We start from the raw sequence: 15,116 nt of genomic DNA, 5'->3' as shown, positions 1-15,116 counted from the left end.
GTAGACGCGTATTGCGAATTCTCCGTGTCCCCGCGAAGGCGGGGACCCATCTCCGGTCCGTGCGATTTTGAACCGGCAGGCGATGGGCCCCTGCCTTCGCAGGGGCACAGGATTAGGTTTCAGGTCGCCATTCAGATGTGATCAGGCCGCCGTCGCCGAACAAGCGTTCCATGACATCTGGACTGGCCGCCGCTTCGAGCAGCTTGTCGGCGAGCGGGTCGTCGATGGGATGATCGCTGCGCAGGAAGGCGATCCATGCGGCGATTGCGGCTTCGAGCGAGCGGCAGCGCTGCCCGCGGTGCTGATGCCAGGCGAGCGTTTCGAGCCAGCGCTGCGGGATCTTCTGACTGCCGTCCATCGCGATCTGGATCAGTCGGTGGTGGAGCGCGGGGTTTGCGAAACGGTCGAGCAGCGCATCGGCATAGGCGGCAAGGTCCTGCCCCGGTGCGGCATCGATCGTCGGCGCGGCCTCTTCGCGCATCAACCGGTCGATGAGCGGCCGGATCGCCGGATCGGCGATCGCCTGATGGACAAATGCGTGCCCTGCCCCAAGTCCAATATAGGCGAGCGCCGAATGCGCGCCGTTGAGCATGCGTAGCTTTGCGGTCTCATAGGGTGCGACATCGGCGACAAGCTCGGCGCCCACCTTTTCCCAGCGCGGGCGCAGACCGGCGAAATCATCCTCGATGACCCATTGGCTGAAAGCTTCGGTGACCACTGCGCCCGCGTCGCGCACGCCGAGTTGAGCTTCGACGTCGGCACGGTCGGCCTCGGTGGTCGCGGGCACGATGCGGTCGATCATCGTCGCGGGGCATCGGCATTCGCTGTCGAACCATGCCGACAGGCCGGGATGATAGGCGGCGAGATAGTCGCGCATCAGGCGGCGCAGCACCGCGCCATTGCCCGCGAGATTGTCGCAGCTGAGCAGCGTCAGTCCGGGAAAACCTGCGGCCTTGCGCGCCGCGAGCCCTGCGGCGACGAAGCGATAGAGGCTGGAACTGCCCGCCGCCTCGGGGAGGTCCAGCGATCCGTCGGGACGCCGCAGATAGCCCTTTTCGGTGACGGTGAAGCTGACGATGTGTGTCGTCGGGGCCGCAATCGCATCGACCACGGCCTGCGGCGTTTTCGACGCGACCAGCACATGCTGAACCGCGCCGACCACGCGCAATTCGCTTCCGGCGGCGCTGCGCATGCTCACCGTGTAGAGCCCGTCCTGCGGATTGAGCTGCGCCGCGACGTCACCCGAGCGCAGCGACACGCCGATGATGCCCCAGTCGCGGTCGCCAGCGTTCATCGCATCGTCGGTATAGGCCGCCTGATGCGCGCGGTGGAACGCGCCGATGCCGATATGGACGATCCCCGCGGCTTGGCGCTCGCGGTCGTAGCCCGGCGCCTGTACCGACGCCGGGAGCGGCGTTTGCGCCGACAGCCTCACAGCTTGTACGCCGCCTTGGCGAGATTATAGCTGAGGTCGACGGCAAGCTCGGCGGCCTCCCATTCCTCCATCCGATGCTCGGCGACGAGCTGCGCGAGGAAGCCGCAGTCGATGCGCCGCGCGACGTCGTGGCGCGCGGGGATCGACAGGAAGGCGCGCGTGTCGTCGTTGAAGCCGACGCTGTTGTAGAAGCCGGCGGTCTCGGTCGTGTGGCTGCGGAAGCGCCGCATGCCCTCGGGACTGTCGTGGAACCACCATGCGGGGCCGAGCTTCAGCGCCGGATAATGGCCCGCGAGCGGCGCGAGTTCGCGCGCGTAGCTCGTCTCATCCAAGGTGAAGAGGATGATCGTCAGCCCGGCCTCATTGCCATAACGCCCAAGCAATGGGCGCAGCGCGTGAACATAGTCGGTGCTCGTGGGAATATCGGCGCCCTTGTCGCGGCCATAATGGTCGAACAGCCACGGGTTGTGGTTGCGGAAACTGCCCGGATGGATCTGCATCACGAGCCCGTCGTCGAGGCTCATCCCCGCCATCACCGTCAGCATATGCGCGCGGAACAGTTCGGCATCGGCGGCACTGACGCTGCCCCCGGTGACGCGCGCGAAGAGGGCTTCGGCCTCGGCGTCCGACAGATCGGCGGTCGCCGCGGTCGGGTGGCCATGGTCGGTCGAGGTCGCACCCATCTCGGCAAAGAAGGCGCGGCGACCCCGGTGCGCGGCGAGATAGCCCGCGTAGCTATAGGCGTCTTCGCCCGAGAGGTCGGAGAAGCGCGCCAGATTGTCGTGGAAACCCTCAAATTCGGGATCGACCACCGGGTCGGGCCGATAGGCGGTGACCACCCGCCCCGCCCACTCGCCGCTTGCGTTGGCGCTGCGAATGGCCGCGTGGTGCTCGAGCGTATCGAGCGGGCTTTCGGTCGTCGCGATCACCTCGATCCCGTACCGGTCGTACAGCGCGCGGGGGCGGAAGGCATCGGTCGCGAGTTTCTCGGTGATCAGGTCGTAATAGAGGTCCGACGTCTCGCCCGCGAATTGCACATCGAACCCGAACGCCTCGGCGAACACCCAGTCCATCCACATGCGCGTCGGCGTGCCGCGGAAGAGATGGTAGTTTTGCGCGAAGATCCGCCAGCTTTCGCGCGGGTCGGCGCCCTTGTTACGGACCCCCAGCGCATCGAGCGAAATGCCCTGCGAATAGAGCATCCGGAACGCATAATGGTCGGGATGCAGCAGGAACTCGGCGGCATTGCCGAACGATGCGTTACCCGCGAACCACGCCGGATCGGTATGCCCGTGCGGACTGACGATCGGCAGGTCGGCAACTTCGGCATAAAGGCGCCGGCAAATATCGCGCTGCGCCGGGTCGGACGGAAACAGGCGATCGGGGTGAAGCTGAAACGGGCGGGTCATGCGGGGGTGCCTTCGATTTCGACAGTGACCGGCGTCAGGCGCGGACTGAGGAGATGGAGTGCCAGCACGGCGAGGAAATAGACCGTCGTGCATACAGCGAAGATGATCGTGTAATTGCCGTTTGTCGCATCGAGCACGAGCCCGGTCGACTTCGCCATGATCATGCCGCCAACGCCGCCCATAAAGCCGCCAAGTCCGATCACCGATCCGACCGCGCGTTTGGGGAACATGTCGGGCGGGATCGACAGGATCGTCGATGAAAAGGCCTGATGCCCGGCGAGCGCGAGACCGATCAGGACGATGGCCAGCCACATATTGTCGAGGCCGGTGACGAACAACAGGGGCAGGACGAAACAACCGGCGATCACCATCGTCAGCTTGCGCGCGAAATTGGGGGTGCGCCCGCGCTGGATCAGCTTCGAGGAGAGCCAGCCGCCCGCGATACTGCCGACGTCGGAGAGCAGGTACATGATGATCATTGGCAGCAGCACGACCTTGAGGTCGACATCATAGGTGCTGGCGAAATATTTGGGCAGCCAGAACAGCATCAGATACCAGACGGGGTCGATAAGGAATTTCGCGACCGCGAACGCCCATGCCTCGCGCTTGGTGACGATTTTCGACCAGCCGAGGCGCTGGACCTGCTCGGGCGGATCATGCTCGATCCACGCGAGTTCGGCATCGCTGACCTTCCCGCCCTCACGCGGATTGCTGTAGAGCCACAGCCACAATATCAGCAGGATGGCGCCGAATGCGCCGGTGTAGATGAAGGTCTGACGCCAGTCGAAACCCGCCCAGACCATGAACAGCCAGATCGTCGGCGCGGTCAAAATGACCCCGATCGTCGTTGCACTGTTGACCCAGCCGATCGCAAACGCGCGTTCCTTTTGGGGAAACCATTCGCTCGACGCGCGAACGACGGCGGGGAAATGCCCCGCCTCGCCGACCCCGAGGACGACGCGCGCAGCCATGAAGGAGGCGATCGACCCCGCGAAACCATGGGCGACATGGCCGATCGTCCAGATGGCGATCGCAATGCTGTAGCCGATCTTGGGCCCGAAGCGGTCGATCAGCCAGCCCATCAACAGGAAGCCGAGCGCATAGGCGGCCTGAAACGCCATGACGATGTTGCCATAGTCATTCTCGCTCCACCGCATCTCGTCGCCAAGGACGGGCGCCAGCAGGCCGAGCATCGTGCGGTCGATATAGTTGACCGTCGTTGCGGCGAACAGCAGCGCGACGATTAGCCAGCGATAGCGCCCCGTCCTGGGCACCGGCGGCGCCGATCCCGCTGTTATGGCCTGCGTCATATGTCTCTCCCGTGGCACCAGAAAAATGCCGGGATCCGTCCGAACGAACCCCGGCAAGGCTGGGGATGGTTAGAAGGTCTGCTCGCGTTTCTGCGCAGTATCGATGATCTCGCCCGCCGTCGCGGCGGACGCGCCATGGGCCAGGGCGGGCGCACTGGGGGCGCCCGCAAGCAACAAGGCTCCGCCAACCAATGGGCGCGCCAATGCGCTATCGAAAAGGAAGGCCCGCATCACATTCTCCGTCATAGGTCCGGAGGCTTTCCGCGCCCCTCTCTGCAGCCTCCATAGAGATTGGTCAGACCGATTGCAACAAGGGGTTTGTCATACATTTGCCAGGAATGCCAAACGGGCCTTATGGATTGTCCTCACAGCCGAAACTCACCAATCACGGCGCAATTTGCTGGCCTAAGAGAGCATTTTTCGACGACCGAATTGGCCATGCCGAATAGGAAACTAGCATTTTTGGGATTTCGTGCGACCCTGTCACGAGGCGATAAAAAAGCGATTGTCAAAATTGGCCATACCAAATAGGCTTGCACATGCTCCGAACCGACTGACCGGAAGAAGCAGGTCGAACTTGGAGAGGACGATATGAGCGGACCGGCACCCGCCGGGACGATGCCCGGCGCGGCCGGGATTCCGACCGAAAGGAACTGACCAACATGGGACGCTTTGTCGCCTTTGGCGAAATCCTGCTGCGCATGTCGCCCCCGGGGCGCGAACTCCTGCTCCAGACGCCGCGGCTCGACGTCTGGATCGGCGGCGCCGAGGCCAATGTCGCGGTCGCGCTCGCGCGGCTCGGCCACGACACGGCGATCGTCAGCGCCGTGCCCGACGATCCGCTCGGCGACACGGCCGTCACAGCGCTGCGGGGGCACGGCGTCGATTGTTCGGCCGTCGCGCGGCGGCCCGGACGGATGGGGGTCTATTATGCCGTGAGCGGCGCCGGTTTGCGCGCCACCAATATAATCTACGATCGCGCCCATTCGGCGTTCGCCGACGCCTCGGCGGCGGACTGGGACTGGGATAGGCTCCTCGCCGGCGCCGGCCGCCTGCACCTGTCGGGGATCACCCCGGCGCTGGGCCCCGGCGGAACGGCAGCGGCCTTCGCTGCGGCCGACGCCGCGACGCGGCTCGATATTCCGATCTCGTTCGACGGCAATTATCGTGCGCGCCTGTGGGAAAGCTGGGACGGCGATGCCAGGGCGATCCTGTCCCGGCTGGTCGGCCTGGCCGATATCATGTTCGGCAATCATCGCGACATCGCGCTCCTGCTCGGCCGCGATTTCGGCGATGACGGGCCGGCGCGACGACGGACCTCGGCGGACGCGGCATTTGATGCCTTTCCCATGCTCTCGCTGATCGCCTCGACCGCGCGCCATGTCGAGGATGTGGACCATCATCGCCTCGCCGCGCGGATCGATACGCGCGACGACTTCGCCCAGACCGAGGAGATCAGGGTGGCCGGTATCGTCGACCGCATCGGCACCGGCGACGCATTCGCCGCGGGCGTGTTCGATGCTCTGCTTCGCGATCAATCCATCGCTGTTGCGGCGCAGACCGGGCTGGCCCTCGCCGCGCTGAAGCATTCGCTTCCCGGCGACGCGAGCCTGTTCGGGCGATCCGATATCGAAGCCTTCCTGACCGAGGGGTTCGATGTCAGGCGATAGGGATATGCAAAGGGTGTAGCCCCATTTACTGGGCGTAGCGGCTCCGTTCGTCGGCGACCCGCTTTCGGGCCAGTTCGACCTCGTGCACTTCGGTTGCCTCCAGCAGCGCTTCGAGCGCGCGTCCCAGATGCTTTTGCATCGCGGCGCGCGCCGCCGCCGGGTCGCGCGCTTCCAGCGCGAGGACGATGTCCTCATGCTCGGCAACGCTCGGGGTCACCCCCGCGATATGCGCCTTGCTGCTGAGCAGGCGATAGAGCGAAGAGCGGGCGCGCATGTCCCATAGCGATTCCACGACCGCGACGAAGGCGCTGTTCAGGCTCGCGCTGGCGATCAGTTCGTGGAACTGGCGGTCGGCCACTTCGGCGCGCGCGCTGTCGCCGCCGGCGTCGCCCATCGCTTTTACGAGCGTACGAAGCTCCGCAAGCTGGTCGTCGGTGATCCGTCCGGCCGCGAGCGCGGCAACCTCTCCCTCGATCTGACGGCGTGCTTCGAGCAGTTCGAAAGGACCGACGTCGGCGGAGGGGCCGTCAACATCGGCATGCGAAATTGCCGTCACATAGACGCCCGATCCTTTGCGTACTTCGACCATCCCGTCGACCTCGAGCGCGATGATCGCCTCGCGAACCGTCGGCCGCGACACGTCATACGACTGGGCGAGTTGCCGCTCCGACGGCAACCGCGCACCGATCGGATATTCCCCCGCCTCGATCTTGGCCGCGATATCGGTGGATACGCGTTCGTAGAGCCGTTTTGATTCCATGCCATTCCCCATGAGGAAACCGCTATCTTGTTGGCCTATACGTTACAAGGTCGCTTGTTGCCGCGCGGGCTTGGCATGCGCCTGCGCCGTCAACACCAGTTCGGCGGCGAGCAACGCCCCCTCCTGATCTTGCGCCACCGACGCACCCTCCACGATGTCGGTGACGAACTGCGGGCCAAAGGGCAGAGGTACCTTGGAACAGTCCAGATAACGAACACCCTTCCGGTCGGCGATAAGCAGGTGATTTCCGCCCGGTCGGCCGGCGATGTCGACATATTTCCTGAGCTCGATAGTGCCCTCGGTGCCGAGAATGAAGAGACGGCCATCGCCCCAGGTCGGCAAACCATCGGGCGTGAACCAATCGACGCGGACATAGCCCGTGCCGCCGTCGCCGCTCAGCACCATATCGCCGAAATCCTCGAACGCCGGACGTTCGGGATGCGCGAAGTTGCCCGTCTGCGATGCGACGACATGCGCGCGCTTGCTGCCCGTCAGATAGACGAACTGATCGGCCTGATGGCTGCCGATATCGGTCAGGATCCCGCCATTACGCGCCGTGTCCCAGAACCAGTCGGGCCGAGATGCCGCGGCCAGTCGATGCGGGGCAAGGTTGACGGTCTGGATGACGCGCCCGATCGCGCCGTCGTGGACAAGCTGGCCCGCCATGACCGCCGCGGGCACCTCCAGCCGTTCGGAATACATGATCGCAAATCTGCGGCCGGTCTCCTTGATCGCGCGGCGAACCTCGGCAAGCTGTTTCAGCGAGGTAATCGCCGCCTTGTCGCTGAGATAATCCTTGCCCGCGCGCATGACGCGGATGCCCAGCGGCGCTCGCAGCCCGGGGATAGCCGCGCTGCAGACCAGCTTGATCGCGACATTGTCGAGGATCTCGTCTTCCGAACGCGCCAGCGCGATATCGCCATATCGCGCACGGAACATCGCAATCTGCTTGGGATCGGTCGCGTGGAAAGTCGTGAGAACACCGCCACCCCGGATCACGGCGTCGGTGATGCCATAGATGTGATTATGGTCGAGCCCGATCACCGCGAATGGCACACGATATTTCGCCTCGGGCGCCGGGCGTGCGGGCGCGCCCTCGGTCGGCGCATCGCCGCGCGCCGCGGACTGCGCCAGCGCATCGGCCGCGAAGCCCGCGGCGAGACCCGCGGTGAGGCCAAGCCCCAGAAGATCGCGCCGGTTGGTATCGGTCATGGCTTGTTCCTTCTTCAGATCGCGACCAGCGACGTCGGCCAGGCCAGTATTTGACCGCTGTCCATCGCCTGTTCGCCGAGCAGCGACGCCACGCTCGCGTGATAGGCCTGCGACAACAGGCCGGGCAGCGGCTTGCCAGTCCGTACCGCTTCGCCAAAACCCTCGAACTGCAGCATCGTCTCGTCATATTCGCCCCAGCCAAGCGGCTCCCCGGGGGTCGTTACGGGAAGCTCGGCGAACCAGGTCGCGCCGCCGATCGGGACCGCACGCTTTTTCCCGCTCGCCACGTCGGCCTGCATCCGTAGCAGCGCCAGTTCTTTCGGCGGCAGTTCCTTGTAAATGCGACCGAGTTCGGGTTCGATCGTCCCCTTGCTGCCCTGAATCTGCTCTTCGCAGCCATAACGCGCGTTGTTCAGCAGCGAGGTGTAGATCAGTTTGCGGCCCCCCGCATATTCATAGATCAGCGCGACATGGTCATAGACCTCGCGCCCGTCCTTCCAGAAACAGATGCTGCCCGATCCCATCACGCGGGTCGGTACGGCGTCGAAGAACAGGTTGCTAACCTGAATCTGGTGCGTCGCCAGTTCGGTCATCAACCCCGCCGAGCTGTCGCGATACAAGCGCCAGTTGATCTGCCGATCGGTGGCCCCGGCGGGAACGGGCCGGCGCCAGCTGCTTTGACGATGCCAGCTGGCGCGGATCTGTGTAAGCGATCCGATTTCGCCCTCTTTCGCGCGGCGGACCGCGTTCAGATAGGTGGGTTTGAACATGCGCTGATGACCGATCTGCAGCACCTTGCCGCTGTCCTGCGATTTTTTCACCATCGCGCCGCAATCGTCGATCGTGCGCGCCATCGCCTTTTCGCACCAGACGTGGAGCCCGGCATCGAACGCATCGAAGCTTTGCTGCTTGTGAAGGTCGAGCGGGGTCGCGATCACCACCGCATCGAGACCGCCCGCATCGAGCATCGCACGGTGATCGGTGAAGGCACGCGTCGACGCATCGACCAGCGCGCGCCCCTTTGCCAGATGCAGCTCGAAATTGTCGCAGATCGCCGCCACGGTGCAGTTGCGAGTCTTGGCGATATTCTGGATCAATCCCCGGCCGCGATCGCCCGTGCCGATCACCCCCAACCGTACGCGATCGCCCTTTGCCACCGGTGCTGCGCCGACCGCCGCACTTGCCCAGGGTGCCGCTGCGGCCATCCCCGCGCCAGCTGTCGCCATCAGCACGCGATCGATGAACGATCGCCGTGACAGGTCGAAATCTTTGTCAGTCATTAAAACTCATCCTGGCAGATTGATCGAGGATCGCCGCTCCCCGGGGGAAATCGAATAGAAAACGGCGCGTCCGATCGCCGTTCAGCAAGCGCTCGGCCTGATCTTCATCGGCGACGAGCAAAGCGGTGCTCATCGCCTCGGCATGCGCGCCAAGCCGGTCAACCGCAACCGTGCAGCGCGGCGCAGACACGATGGAGGCATCGGTCGGGCGAATCATCGCGGCGCGTTCCGGCGCGTTCGCACCCGCGCCGACGGTCGACGAGATCGATACGGATTCGTCGGTGAGTTCGATTTCGACCAGAATCTCGTCGGGGCGCAGCGGGTGTGCAATCGCGAACGGCCAGCCGCCGCCAAGCGGGTGTTCGCCGACGACGGCAATCGAACTTTCCCCGGCCGACAGGCACGCCGATACGACACCCTTTTCGCGCAAGACGGCGCAGGCACGATCGAGCGCGAAGCCCTTGCCGAACCCGCCGAAATCGAGCGCGACGGGCATCGACACTTCGATCCGCGCGCTATTCCGATCAAATGCGATGGCGCTCCATCCCGCCGACGCGAACCGGCGATCGGCCGCGGGATCGAACAGCCCGAGCGTCGAGGCGTGCAACTCCTCGATCGTGACCAGCGCTTCGAACAGCAGCGCATCGTCGATGGCAGCCCCCTGCCCCGCCATCAGGCGTTCGTTGAGCGCGGTCGTTGCCGAGGGGCGATGGATCGTGAGCGCATCGTCGACCGCCTCGATCGCGCGCTGCGCCGCCGTCAACGCGTCGTCGTCACCCGCACCGAACCGATGCAGTTCGACGCGCGTCCCCATCGAAGCAAAGCGCACAACGTCGGCCATGATCGTCCCAGGGGTCAGCCCTTGACCTCCCAGCCCGGCTCATAATCGACCGACCACAGCTTCATGGCATCGGCATTGGCCGGTTTGCCGGTCGCCGGATCGATCGTCAGCGTGCCGCTCGTGCGATAGGCCATATTGCCGAGGTGGCAGAGCGCGGTGCTGATATGTCCTTCGGCGATCGGCGATGCGAGCGCGCTGGCGCGGCCGCGGATGACGTCGACCAGATTGCCGGCATGAAGGATGTCGAGCGCGCCCTCGCCGACCGTTCCGGTGGTTTCCGAACTGGCCGGGGCCTTCACCTCGCGCGTCAATTTGCCTTCCAGGTCGTACAGCTCGAACCCGTTGCGATCGACGATGGCCGATCCTTTGGTGCCGAGCAGCAACACGCCGCGGCCACGCCCATAGGTCCTGATGCCATTGCAGCTTTGCCCGTTCCAGCGGATCGCGCGGCCATCGTCATAGATCAGGTCGAGCGCGAGCGAATCATACATTTCCCAGTCGTCGCCGCGGTGGAAACGCCGTCCGCCCTGCGTCGATACGCTGGTCGGATAGGTCAGGCCCATCGCCCAGCGCGCAATGTCGAGCTCGTGCATCGCATTGTTGCAAATTTCGCCCGTCCCGTATTTCCAGAACCAGTGCCAGTTATAATGCACCAGGTTCGACCGGTACGGCCCGCGCGGGCGCGGTCCCTGCCACAAATCCCAGTTCAAATTGGCCGGCGGCGCGATTTCCTGTCCCTTGCCGATCGACCCGCGATTGTTCGCATACCAGGTCTGGGCCTCATAGACGTCGCCGAGCTCGCCTGCCCGGACCATGTCGACAAGCTGCCGTGTCTCGACGCTCGAGCGTTGCTGGTTGCCCACCTGCAATTGACGCCCGGTGCGGCGCTGTGCGGCGATCAGCGCTTCGCCCTCGGCGGGGGCGATGCCGATCGGCTTTTCCAGATAGACGTGGCGCCCCGAATTCATCGAATCGATCGCGAGCTTTGCGTGCCAATGATCGGGCGTCGCGATGCTGACGATATCGACGTCCTTGCTGTCGAGCAGCCGGCGATAGTCGCCCACGATCTTGGGGGCCGGGTGGCCCTTGGCGGCAAATTCGGCCGCGCGCTTTGCGAGGACGGCCGAATCCACATCGACGAAATGGGTGACGGAAACGTTCGGCAGCTTCGAGAAGGCGCTCATATGTGCCTGCCCGCGGCCGTTCACGCCGACCACCGCCACACGCAAGCGATCGTTCGCACCCTTGATCTGCGCATAGCTGCGCGCGCTCATCGTGGCGCCCAGCGTCGCTGCTGCGCCCTTCAACATCGTACGGCGGTCAATCATGTCCTGTCCCCTTAGAATTCGCGCAGCTTGATCGAGCGGAAGTCGACCCGGTCGCCATGATCCTGGAGCAGGATCGGTCCCTGCTCCCACTCGCCGAAGTTCGGCCATTTCGCATATTTGCTGCGCGCGACAAGTTCACGGAAGGCGGGCGATCCGCGTTCATATTCGACGACCTTGAACCCGTTCAGCCAATGTTCGACATGCTTGCCGCGCACGACGATGACCGCCCGATTCCATTCGCCCGGCGCGTTGACGCGCTTGCCCGGGCTGTCGGGATCGGAGAGGTTGCGCGCGGTGATCAGATCGTAAAGCGAGCCGATCGTCCGATTGCCATCGCGGCCCATCTTGGCATCGGGATGGCGCTCATCGTCGAGCAATTGAAATTCCAGGCCGATCGCCGATCCGTCGCCCTTCAACAGGTTCGGATCGACGAAATATTTGATCCCGCTATTGGCGCCCGGCGTCAGCCGGAAATCGACCGACAGCTCGAAACTCTTGTATTCGCGGGTGGTGATAATGTCCCCGCCATTGGTCGCTTCAGCGCCGCCCGATTTTTCGACCGACAAGATGCCGTCGGCGATCGACCAGCCCTTCTTCGGAAAAGCGGGCCCCTTGGCGCTCCGCCAGCCCTGCGTCGTCTTGCCGTCCCAGAGCAGCTTCCAGCCAGCATGGCGCTCGGCCTCGGTCAGGCGATTGGCCAGCCATCCCTGCTGTTCGACCTTGGTCGCGGGCGAGGCGAAGCGGGCGGGCGCGTCGGTGATGATTCGCACGTTGCGGAAACGCGCTTCGGGCTTCTTCGCCGCGACCGCATCGGCAACCGAGTGCACTTGGAACGCGATGAAGCCGCGCGCGTCCACATCGTCGACGACGTCGGCCGCCGGCACGCCATTGATCCAGGTACGCAGGCGCGTTCCGATCGCTTCGACACGATAGTGATTCCAGTCACCCGAGCGGAAGGCCTGCCGCGCCGCATCGTTGCGGCCCAGCGTATAAAGCCATTGCCGGCGTTGCTCGTCATATATGCCGGCGCTCCAGCGCCGCGACGAGGGATCGATCTCCATCTGGTAACCGTGAACCACGCCGTTTCGATAGTCGGGCCGGCTCTGGCCGCGGATCATCACGCCCGAATTCAGCGTCGGATCGGTCTTGGCATCGAATTCGAGGATGAAATCGCCGTAAAGCGCGTCGGACACCAGCCAGCTGTTCGCCGAATTCGGCACCGCGCTACCAATGACCTCGCCGTCGACGACGCGATAGGGCGCCTGCCCCCCGGCGCTGTGCCAGCCGGCGAGTCCGGCGCGCGGTGTTACATCCTGCCACGGAGCCTGCTGCTGCCCCTTCGCGGCCGAAACCGGCGTCAGCGCTGTCAGCGGCGCGGTCGCCAAAGCGAGAAATGCGATCCTTCGAAACATCATGGCTCCTCCCAATTTTCTATTGCGAGGGCATCCCGAACACGCTTCATTCTCTGACGCGCCATGCTCTCGCATTATATCGCCGCTAGCGTGAACACGCGAACACAGCTTATGCCGGCCAAGCATTAATATGTGGTCAGGCCACTTGCAATAGATATGTCAGACCGATTGCGGTTCGCGGGACGGCGAGCGGCCTGAGGCGGCCAAGATCAACGGTTGGAAGCAAATCAGGGTCTCGCAGATGAGCGACGCTTCTTCCCCGAGCGCTCGACCGGAATCGCCATCAATCTGGAAGCGCCGACCCATCTGGCCTCGCTCCTTCTCCCCCATCTGGCGACGAAACGCTGCGGACCTCGCGTACGGCTCGCAGGATTTTCCTATGGCAGACGCGCAGGCCTAATCACCATAGAGTTGCGCACGCTCGCTCGCGTAAGCATGATAGCTGTCCTTCATGATCGCCTGATTGAGCAGCATGGTCGCGATCGGCCGGTCGCCTTTGGGGTGGAAGACCCGGGTCCTGATCCACAGGCTTTCCGTCCGGCGGCTGCCGCTGATCGCAACGACCTCGCGATCGATCTCATACATCTCGCCGACGAAGAGCGGCCCGTCGTGGAGCCGTATTTCCTGATCGGCAAATAGGCCAACGACCGGCCCGCGGCGATAGAAGGATTCGCCTTCCCTCCACGCATGATTGAGGAGGACGCTGATCATTTCAAAGGGGATGATTGCGCGCCCGTGGGGCGACCCCGCCGCCGTTTCCGTATATCGGGGCGAAGACTCGGTGATGACATCGAGCTTTTGCCGGAGGGTGAAGGGATAGAGGTGTCCCATATGCTGGTCAAAACCCATCGATACCGTCCGGCGCGGCGTCATGGTCCCGATTTCGACCCCTTCGAGAATGACCGGCTGGTCGATGGGAACGAGCGACGCAAGGCGCTTGTCGAGCGCGCTTTCGGGATGATCGGGCCCGATCGAGCAGGTTCCGCGCAAAACCTCCGTGCCGTCGGCCTTTTCCATCCAGATTTCGGCGATAGCCTGCCCGGGTGCGACGTGGGCCATATGCGCGCGCACCTCTTCGCCCTCATAGACCGGCGCGCGATAATGCGCCGAGATGCAGCCGGTTTCGAGCCAGCGCGGGCCCCAGGCGGCAACGGCTAGCGGGACGAACTGGCTGAAATGGGTCGGCCCCTCGATCGTGCCGCCCTTGAAGCCCAGCTTTTGAGCGGTCGCGTCGTCGTGGATCGAGGTGTGGTCGTCATAGGACTGGTCGGCGAGCATCTGCCGCGGCGCACGCCACGGTCCGACGAGACCGTTTTGGTCATCAATCGCGGTTTCCGGGAAAATGGCCGACACGGCAGCGGAGGGGGCTGTGGTCATCTGGATAGCTTTCTTCTGTCGCTCGCTACGATCCGGCATCGCGCCGGAACGGAAAAAGTCAGGAGCGCGAGGCGAATGTCCCGCGCTCCTGAAGTGCCCAACTGGTCAGGTCCGGCGCTTCTCCGCCGCCCGTTTGAGATGATCGACAAGGAATGTCGCTGTCGCGTCGAGCGCGGCGCGGCTTTCGGGACTGCCCGCCTGCACGGGGTACGCCTGAAAGACGTGCGGCATGCCTTCATAGAGATCGAGGATCGCCGGCTGCTTCGCATCGACGAGCGCGCGATAGAGGCGCACGAAATTGCTGAGGAATATCTCGCGCGTCCCGCCCTGAATCAGCGTCGGCGGAAAGCCCGCCGCGAAATCGCCGTAAACGGGCGACACGAGCGGATTGCGGTGCTGGTCGCGGTCGGCATAGGCGAGCGCGGCATTGGCGAGATGCCGGTCGTAGCGATAGCTGGCGTCGGCTTCGGCCAGCGTCGAATAGCTGTCGCCGACCTCTCCGATATCCGACCAGGGCGACCAGAGCGCGAGCGCTTCGGGAAGCTTCACCCCGCGTTCGCGCATCCGCAGCGTCGCCGCGGCCGCCAGCCCGCCGCCGGCGGAATCGCCATAGAGCGCAAGCGGTCCCCGCTTGTCCTTATAGAGGCCGTCGAACACCGAAACGATCTGGTCCAACGCCACCGGCCATCGCGCCTGCGGTGCCAGCGTATAGTCGACCGCGATGACCTGCATTCCCGTGCGCTCGACAATCGGCAGGACCGACATCAGCCGCGCCCTTGCGCTGAACAGCGTATAGGCGCCGCCATGGACATAGACGATCGCGCCGCGCGCGGGCTTCGCGTTCGCCGGGTGCACTTCGATCACCGGGACGCCGCCGATCTCCGCGTCGAACACACGCCCGGCGAAGCCCCTCAACGCTTTCTCGACGATCGGCAACTGCGGGGCGTCGATCGCCTGCTGCGCCCGCGCCCAGCCCGCGAGATCGTTGGGAGCGGGGGTCATCGGTGTCTGGGCGGGATCGGGCGCCGCGGCATAAAAGGCCTGCCACAGCGCCGATACCGTTTCGGGAACCTTCGGCATTG

At 64.5% G+C, this 15,116-nt stretch carries 13 protein-coding genes; 1 reads left to right on the top strand and 12 read right to left on the bottom strand.

The features are described from left to right. Positions 1-112: 112 nt before the first annotated feature. The 4 genes from FG91_RS02915 to FG91_RS21955 form a co-directional block, all read right to left on the bottom strand. Positions 113-1,435, bottom strand: a complete 1,323-nt coding sequence (locus FG91_RS02915) for a mannitol dehydrogenase family protein (RefSeq protein ID WP_037511603.1) — start codon at positions 1,433-1,435, stop codon at positions 113-115. After that, positions 1,432-2,844 carry a glucuronate isomerase gene (uxaC, locus tag FG91_RS02910; protein ID WP_037511601.1) on the bottom strand — a complete coding sequence of 471 codons (1,413 nt, stop codon included), beginning with the start codon at positions 2,842-2,844 and terminating at the stop codon, positions 1,432-1,434. Before uxaC ends, FG91_RS02915 begins: the two co-directional genes overlap by 4 nt. Continuing rightward, positions 2,841-4,154 carry an MFS transporter gene (locus FG91_RS02905; RefSeq protein ID WP_037511599.1) on the bottom strand — a complete coding sequence of 438 codons (1,314 nt, stop codon included), beginning with the start codon at positions 4,152-4,154 and terminating at the stop codon, positions 2,841-2,843. Before FG91_RS02905 ends, uxaC begins: the two co-directional genes overlap by 4 nt. Positions 4,155-4,223: 69 nt before the next feature. After that, positions 4,224-4,400, bottom strand: a complete 177-nt coding sequence (locus FG91_RS21955; protein ID WP_161785616.1) for a hypothetical protein — start codon at positions 4,398-4,400, stop codon at positions 4,224-4,226. 416 nt (positions 4,401-4,816) lie between these two features. Here FG91_RS21955 and FG91_RS02900 point away from each other — a divergent pair, with 416 nt between their 5' ends. Next, on the top strand, positions 4,817-5,824 hold the full coding sequence (locus tag FG91_RS02900; RefSeq protein ID WP_037511596.1) for a sugar kinase: 1,008 nt from the start codon (positions 4,817-4,819) through the stop codon (positions 5,822-5,824). Positions 5,825-5,849: 25 nt separating this feature from the next. Here the strand turns inward: FG91_RS02900 and FG91_RS02895 are convergent, their stop codons facing one another. From FG91_RS02895 to FG91_RS20805, 8 genes are all read right to left on the bottom strand, one after another. Continuing rightward, positions 5,850-6,584, bottom strand: a complete 735-nt coding sequence (locus tag FG91_RS02895) for a FadR/GntR family transcriptional regulator (RefSeq protein WP_037511593.1) — start codon at positions 6,582-6,584, stop codon at positions 5,850-5,852. Positions 6,585-6,626: 42 nt separating this feature from the next. Then, the gene (locus FG91_RS02890; RefSeq protein WP_037511591.1) at positions 6,627-7,796 is read right to left on the bottom strand and encodes a Gfo/Idh/MocA family protein; all 1,170 of its coding nucleotides are present in this window, start codon (positions 7,794-7,796) and stop codon (positions 6,627-6,629) included. A gap of 14 nt (positions 7,797-7,810) precedes the next feature. Continuing rightward, complete coding sequence (locus FG91_RS02885; RefSeq protein WP_037511589.1) at positions 7,811-9,076, bottom strand: Gfo/Idh/MocA family protein; 1,266 nt, start codon at positions 9,074-9,076, stop codon at positions 7,811-7,813. After that, positions 9,069-9,917 (bottom strand): FAD:protein FMN transferase, encoded by an 849-nt coding sequence (locus tag FG91_RS02880; protein WP_037511587.1) that lies wholly within the window; start codon positions 9,915-9,917, stop codon positions 9,069-9,071. Before FG91_RS02880 ends, FG91_RS02885 begins: the two co-directional genes overlap by 8 nt. A 14-nt stretch (positions 9,918-9,931) precedes the next feature. After that, a complete protein-coding gene (locus tag FG91_RS02875) occupies positions 9,932-11,245 on the bottom strand; it encodes a Gfo/Idh/MocA family protein (protein ID WP_037511586.1) in 1,314 nt (437 codons plus the stop codon). A gap of 11 nt (positions 11,246-11,256) precedes the next feature. Continuing rightward, positions 11,257-12,660, bottom strand: a complete 1,404-nt coding sequence (locus FG91_RS02870; RefSeq protein WP_235211915.1) for a 3-keto-disaccharide hydrolase — start codon at positions 12,658-12,660, stop codon at positions 11,257-11,259. A gap of 393 nt (positions 12,661-13,053) precedes the next feature. Then, positions 13,054-14,034: a hypothetical protein gene (locus FG91_RS02865; protein ID WP_037511584.1), complete on the bottom strand. Its 981-nt coding sequence runs from the start codon at positions 14,032-14,034 to the stop codon at positions 13,054-13,056. 105 nt (positions 14,035-14,139) lie between these two features. Next, entirely contained in the window at positions 14,140-15,114 is a 975-nt protein-coding gene (locus FG91_RS20805; protein ID WP_052187244.1) for an alpha/beta hydrolase fold domain-containing protein, read from the bottom strand. Between the last annotated feature and the right edge of the window lie 2 nt (positions 15,115-15,116).

Source organism: Sphingopyxis sp. LC81, from assembly GCF_000756375.1.
GTDB lineage: Bacteria > Pseudomonadota > Alphaproteobacteria > Sphingomonadales > Sphingomonadaceae > Sphingopyxis.
This window is presented reverse-complemented; position numbering and strand designations above follow the sequence as displayed.

Bases quoted from the DNA above. Each gene is read 5' to 3' on its own strand.
- uxaC (WP_037511601.1), bottom strand. From the start codon at position 2,844: ATGACCCGCCCGTTTCAGCTTCACCCCGATCGCCTGTTTCCGTCCGAC.
- FG91_RS02905 (WP_037511599.1), bottom strand. From the start codon at position 4,154: ATGACGCAGGCCATAACAGCGGGATCGGCGCCGCCGGTGCCCAGGACG.
- FG91_RS21955 (WP_161785616.1), bottom strand. From the start codon at position 4,400: ATGACGGAGAATGTGATGCGGGCCTTCCTTTTCGATAGCGCATTGGCG.
- FG91_RS02900 (WP_037511596.1), top strand. From the start codon at position 4,817: ATGGGACGCTTTGTCGCCTTTGGCGAAATCCTGCTGCGCATGTCGCCC.
- FG91_RS02895 (WP_037511593.1), bottom strand. From the start codon at position 6,584: ATGGAATCAAAACGGCTCTACGAACGCGTATCCACCGATATCGCGGCC.
- FG91_RS02890 (WP_037511591.1), bottom strand. From the start codon at position 7,796: ATGACCGATACCAACCGGCGCGATCTTCTGGGGCTTGGCCTCACCGCG.
- FG91_RS02885 (WP_037511589.1), bottom strand. From the start codon at position 9,076: ATGACTGACAAAGATTTCGACCTGTCACGGCGATCGTTCATCGATCGC.
- FG91_RS02880 (WP_037511587.1), bottom strand. From the start codon at position 9,917: ATGGCCGACGTTGTGCGCTTTGCTTCGATGGGGACGCGCGTCGAACTG.
- FG91_RS02875 (WP_037511586.1), bottom strand. From the start codon at position 11,245: ATGATTGACCGCCGTACGATGTTGAAGGGCGCAGCAGCGACGCTGGGC.
- FG91_RS02870 (WP_235211915.1), bottom strand. From the start codon at position 12,660: ATGATGTTTCGAAGGATCGCATTTCTCGCTTTGGCGACCGCGCCGCTG.
- FG91_RS02865 (WP_037511584.1), bottom strand. From the start codon at position 14,034: ATGACCACAGCCCCCTCCGCTGCCGTGTCGGCCATTTTCCCGGAAACC.
- FG91_RS20805 (WP_052187244.1), bottom strand. From the start codon at position 15,114: ATGCCGAAGGTTCCCGAAACGGTATCGGCGCTGTGGCAGGCCTTTTAT.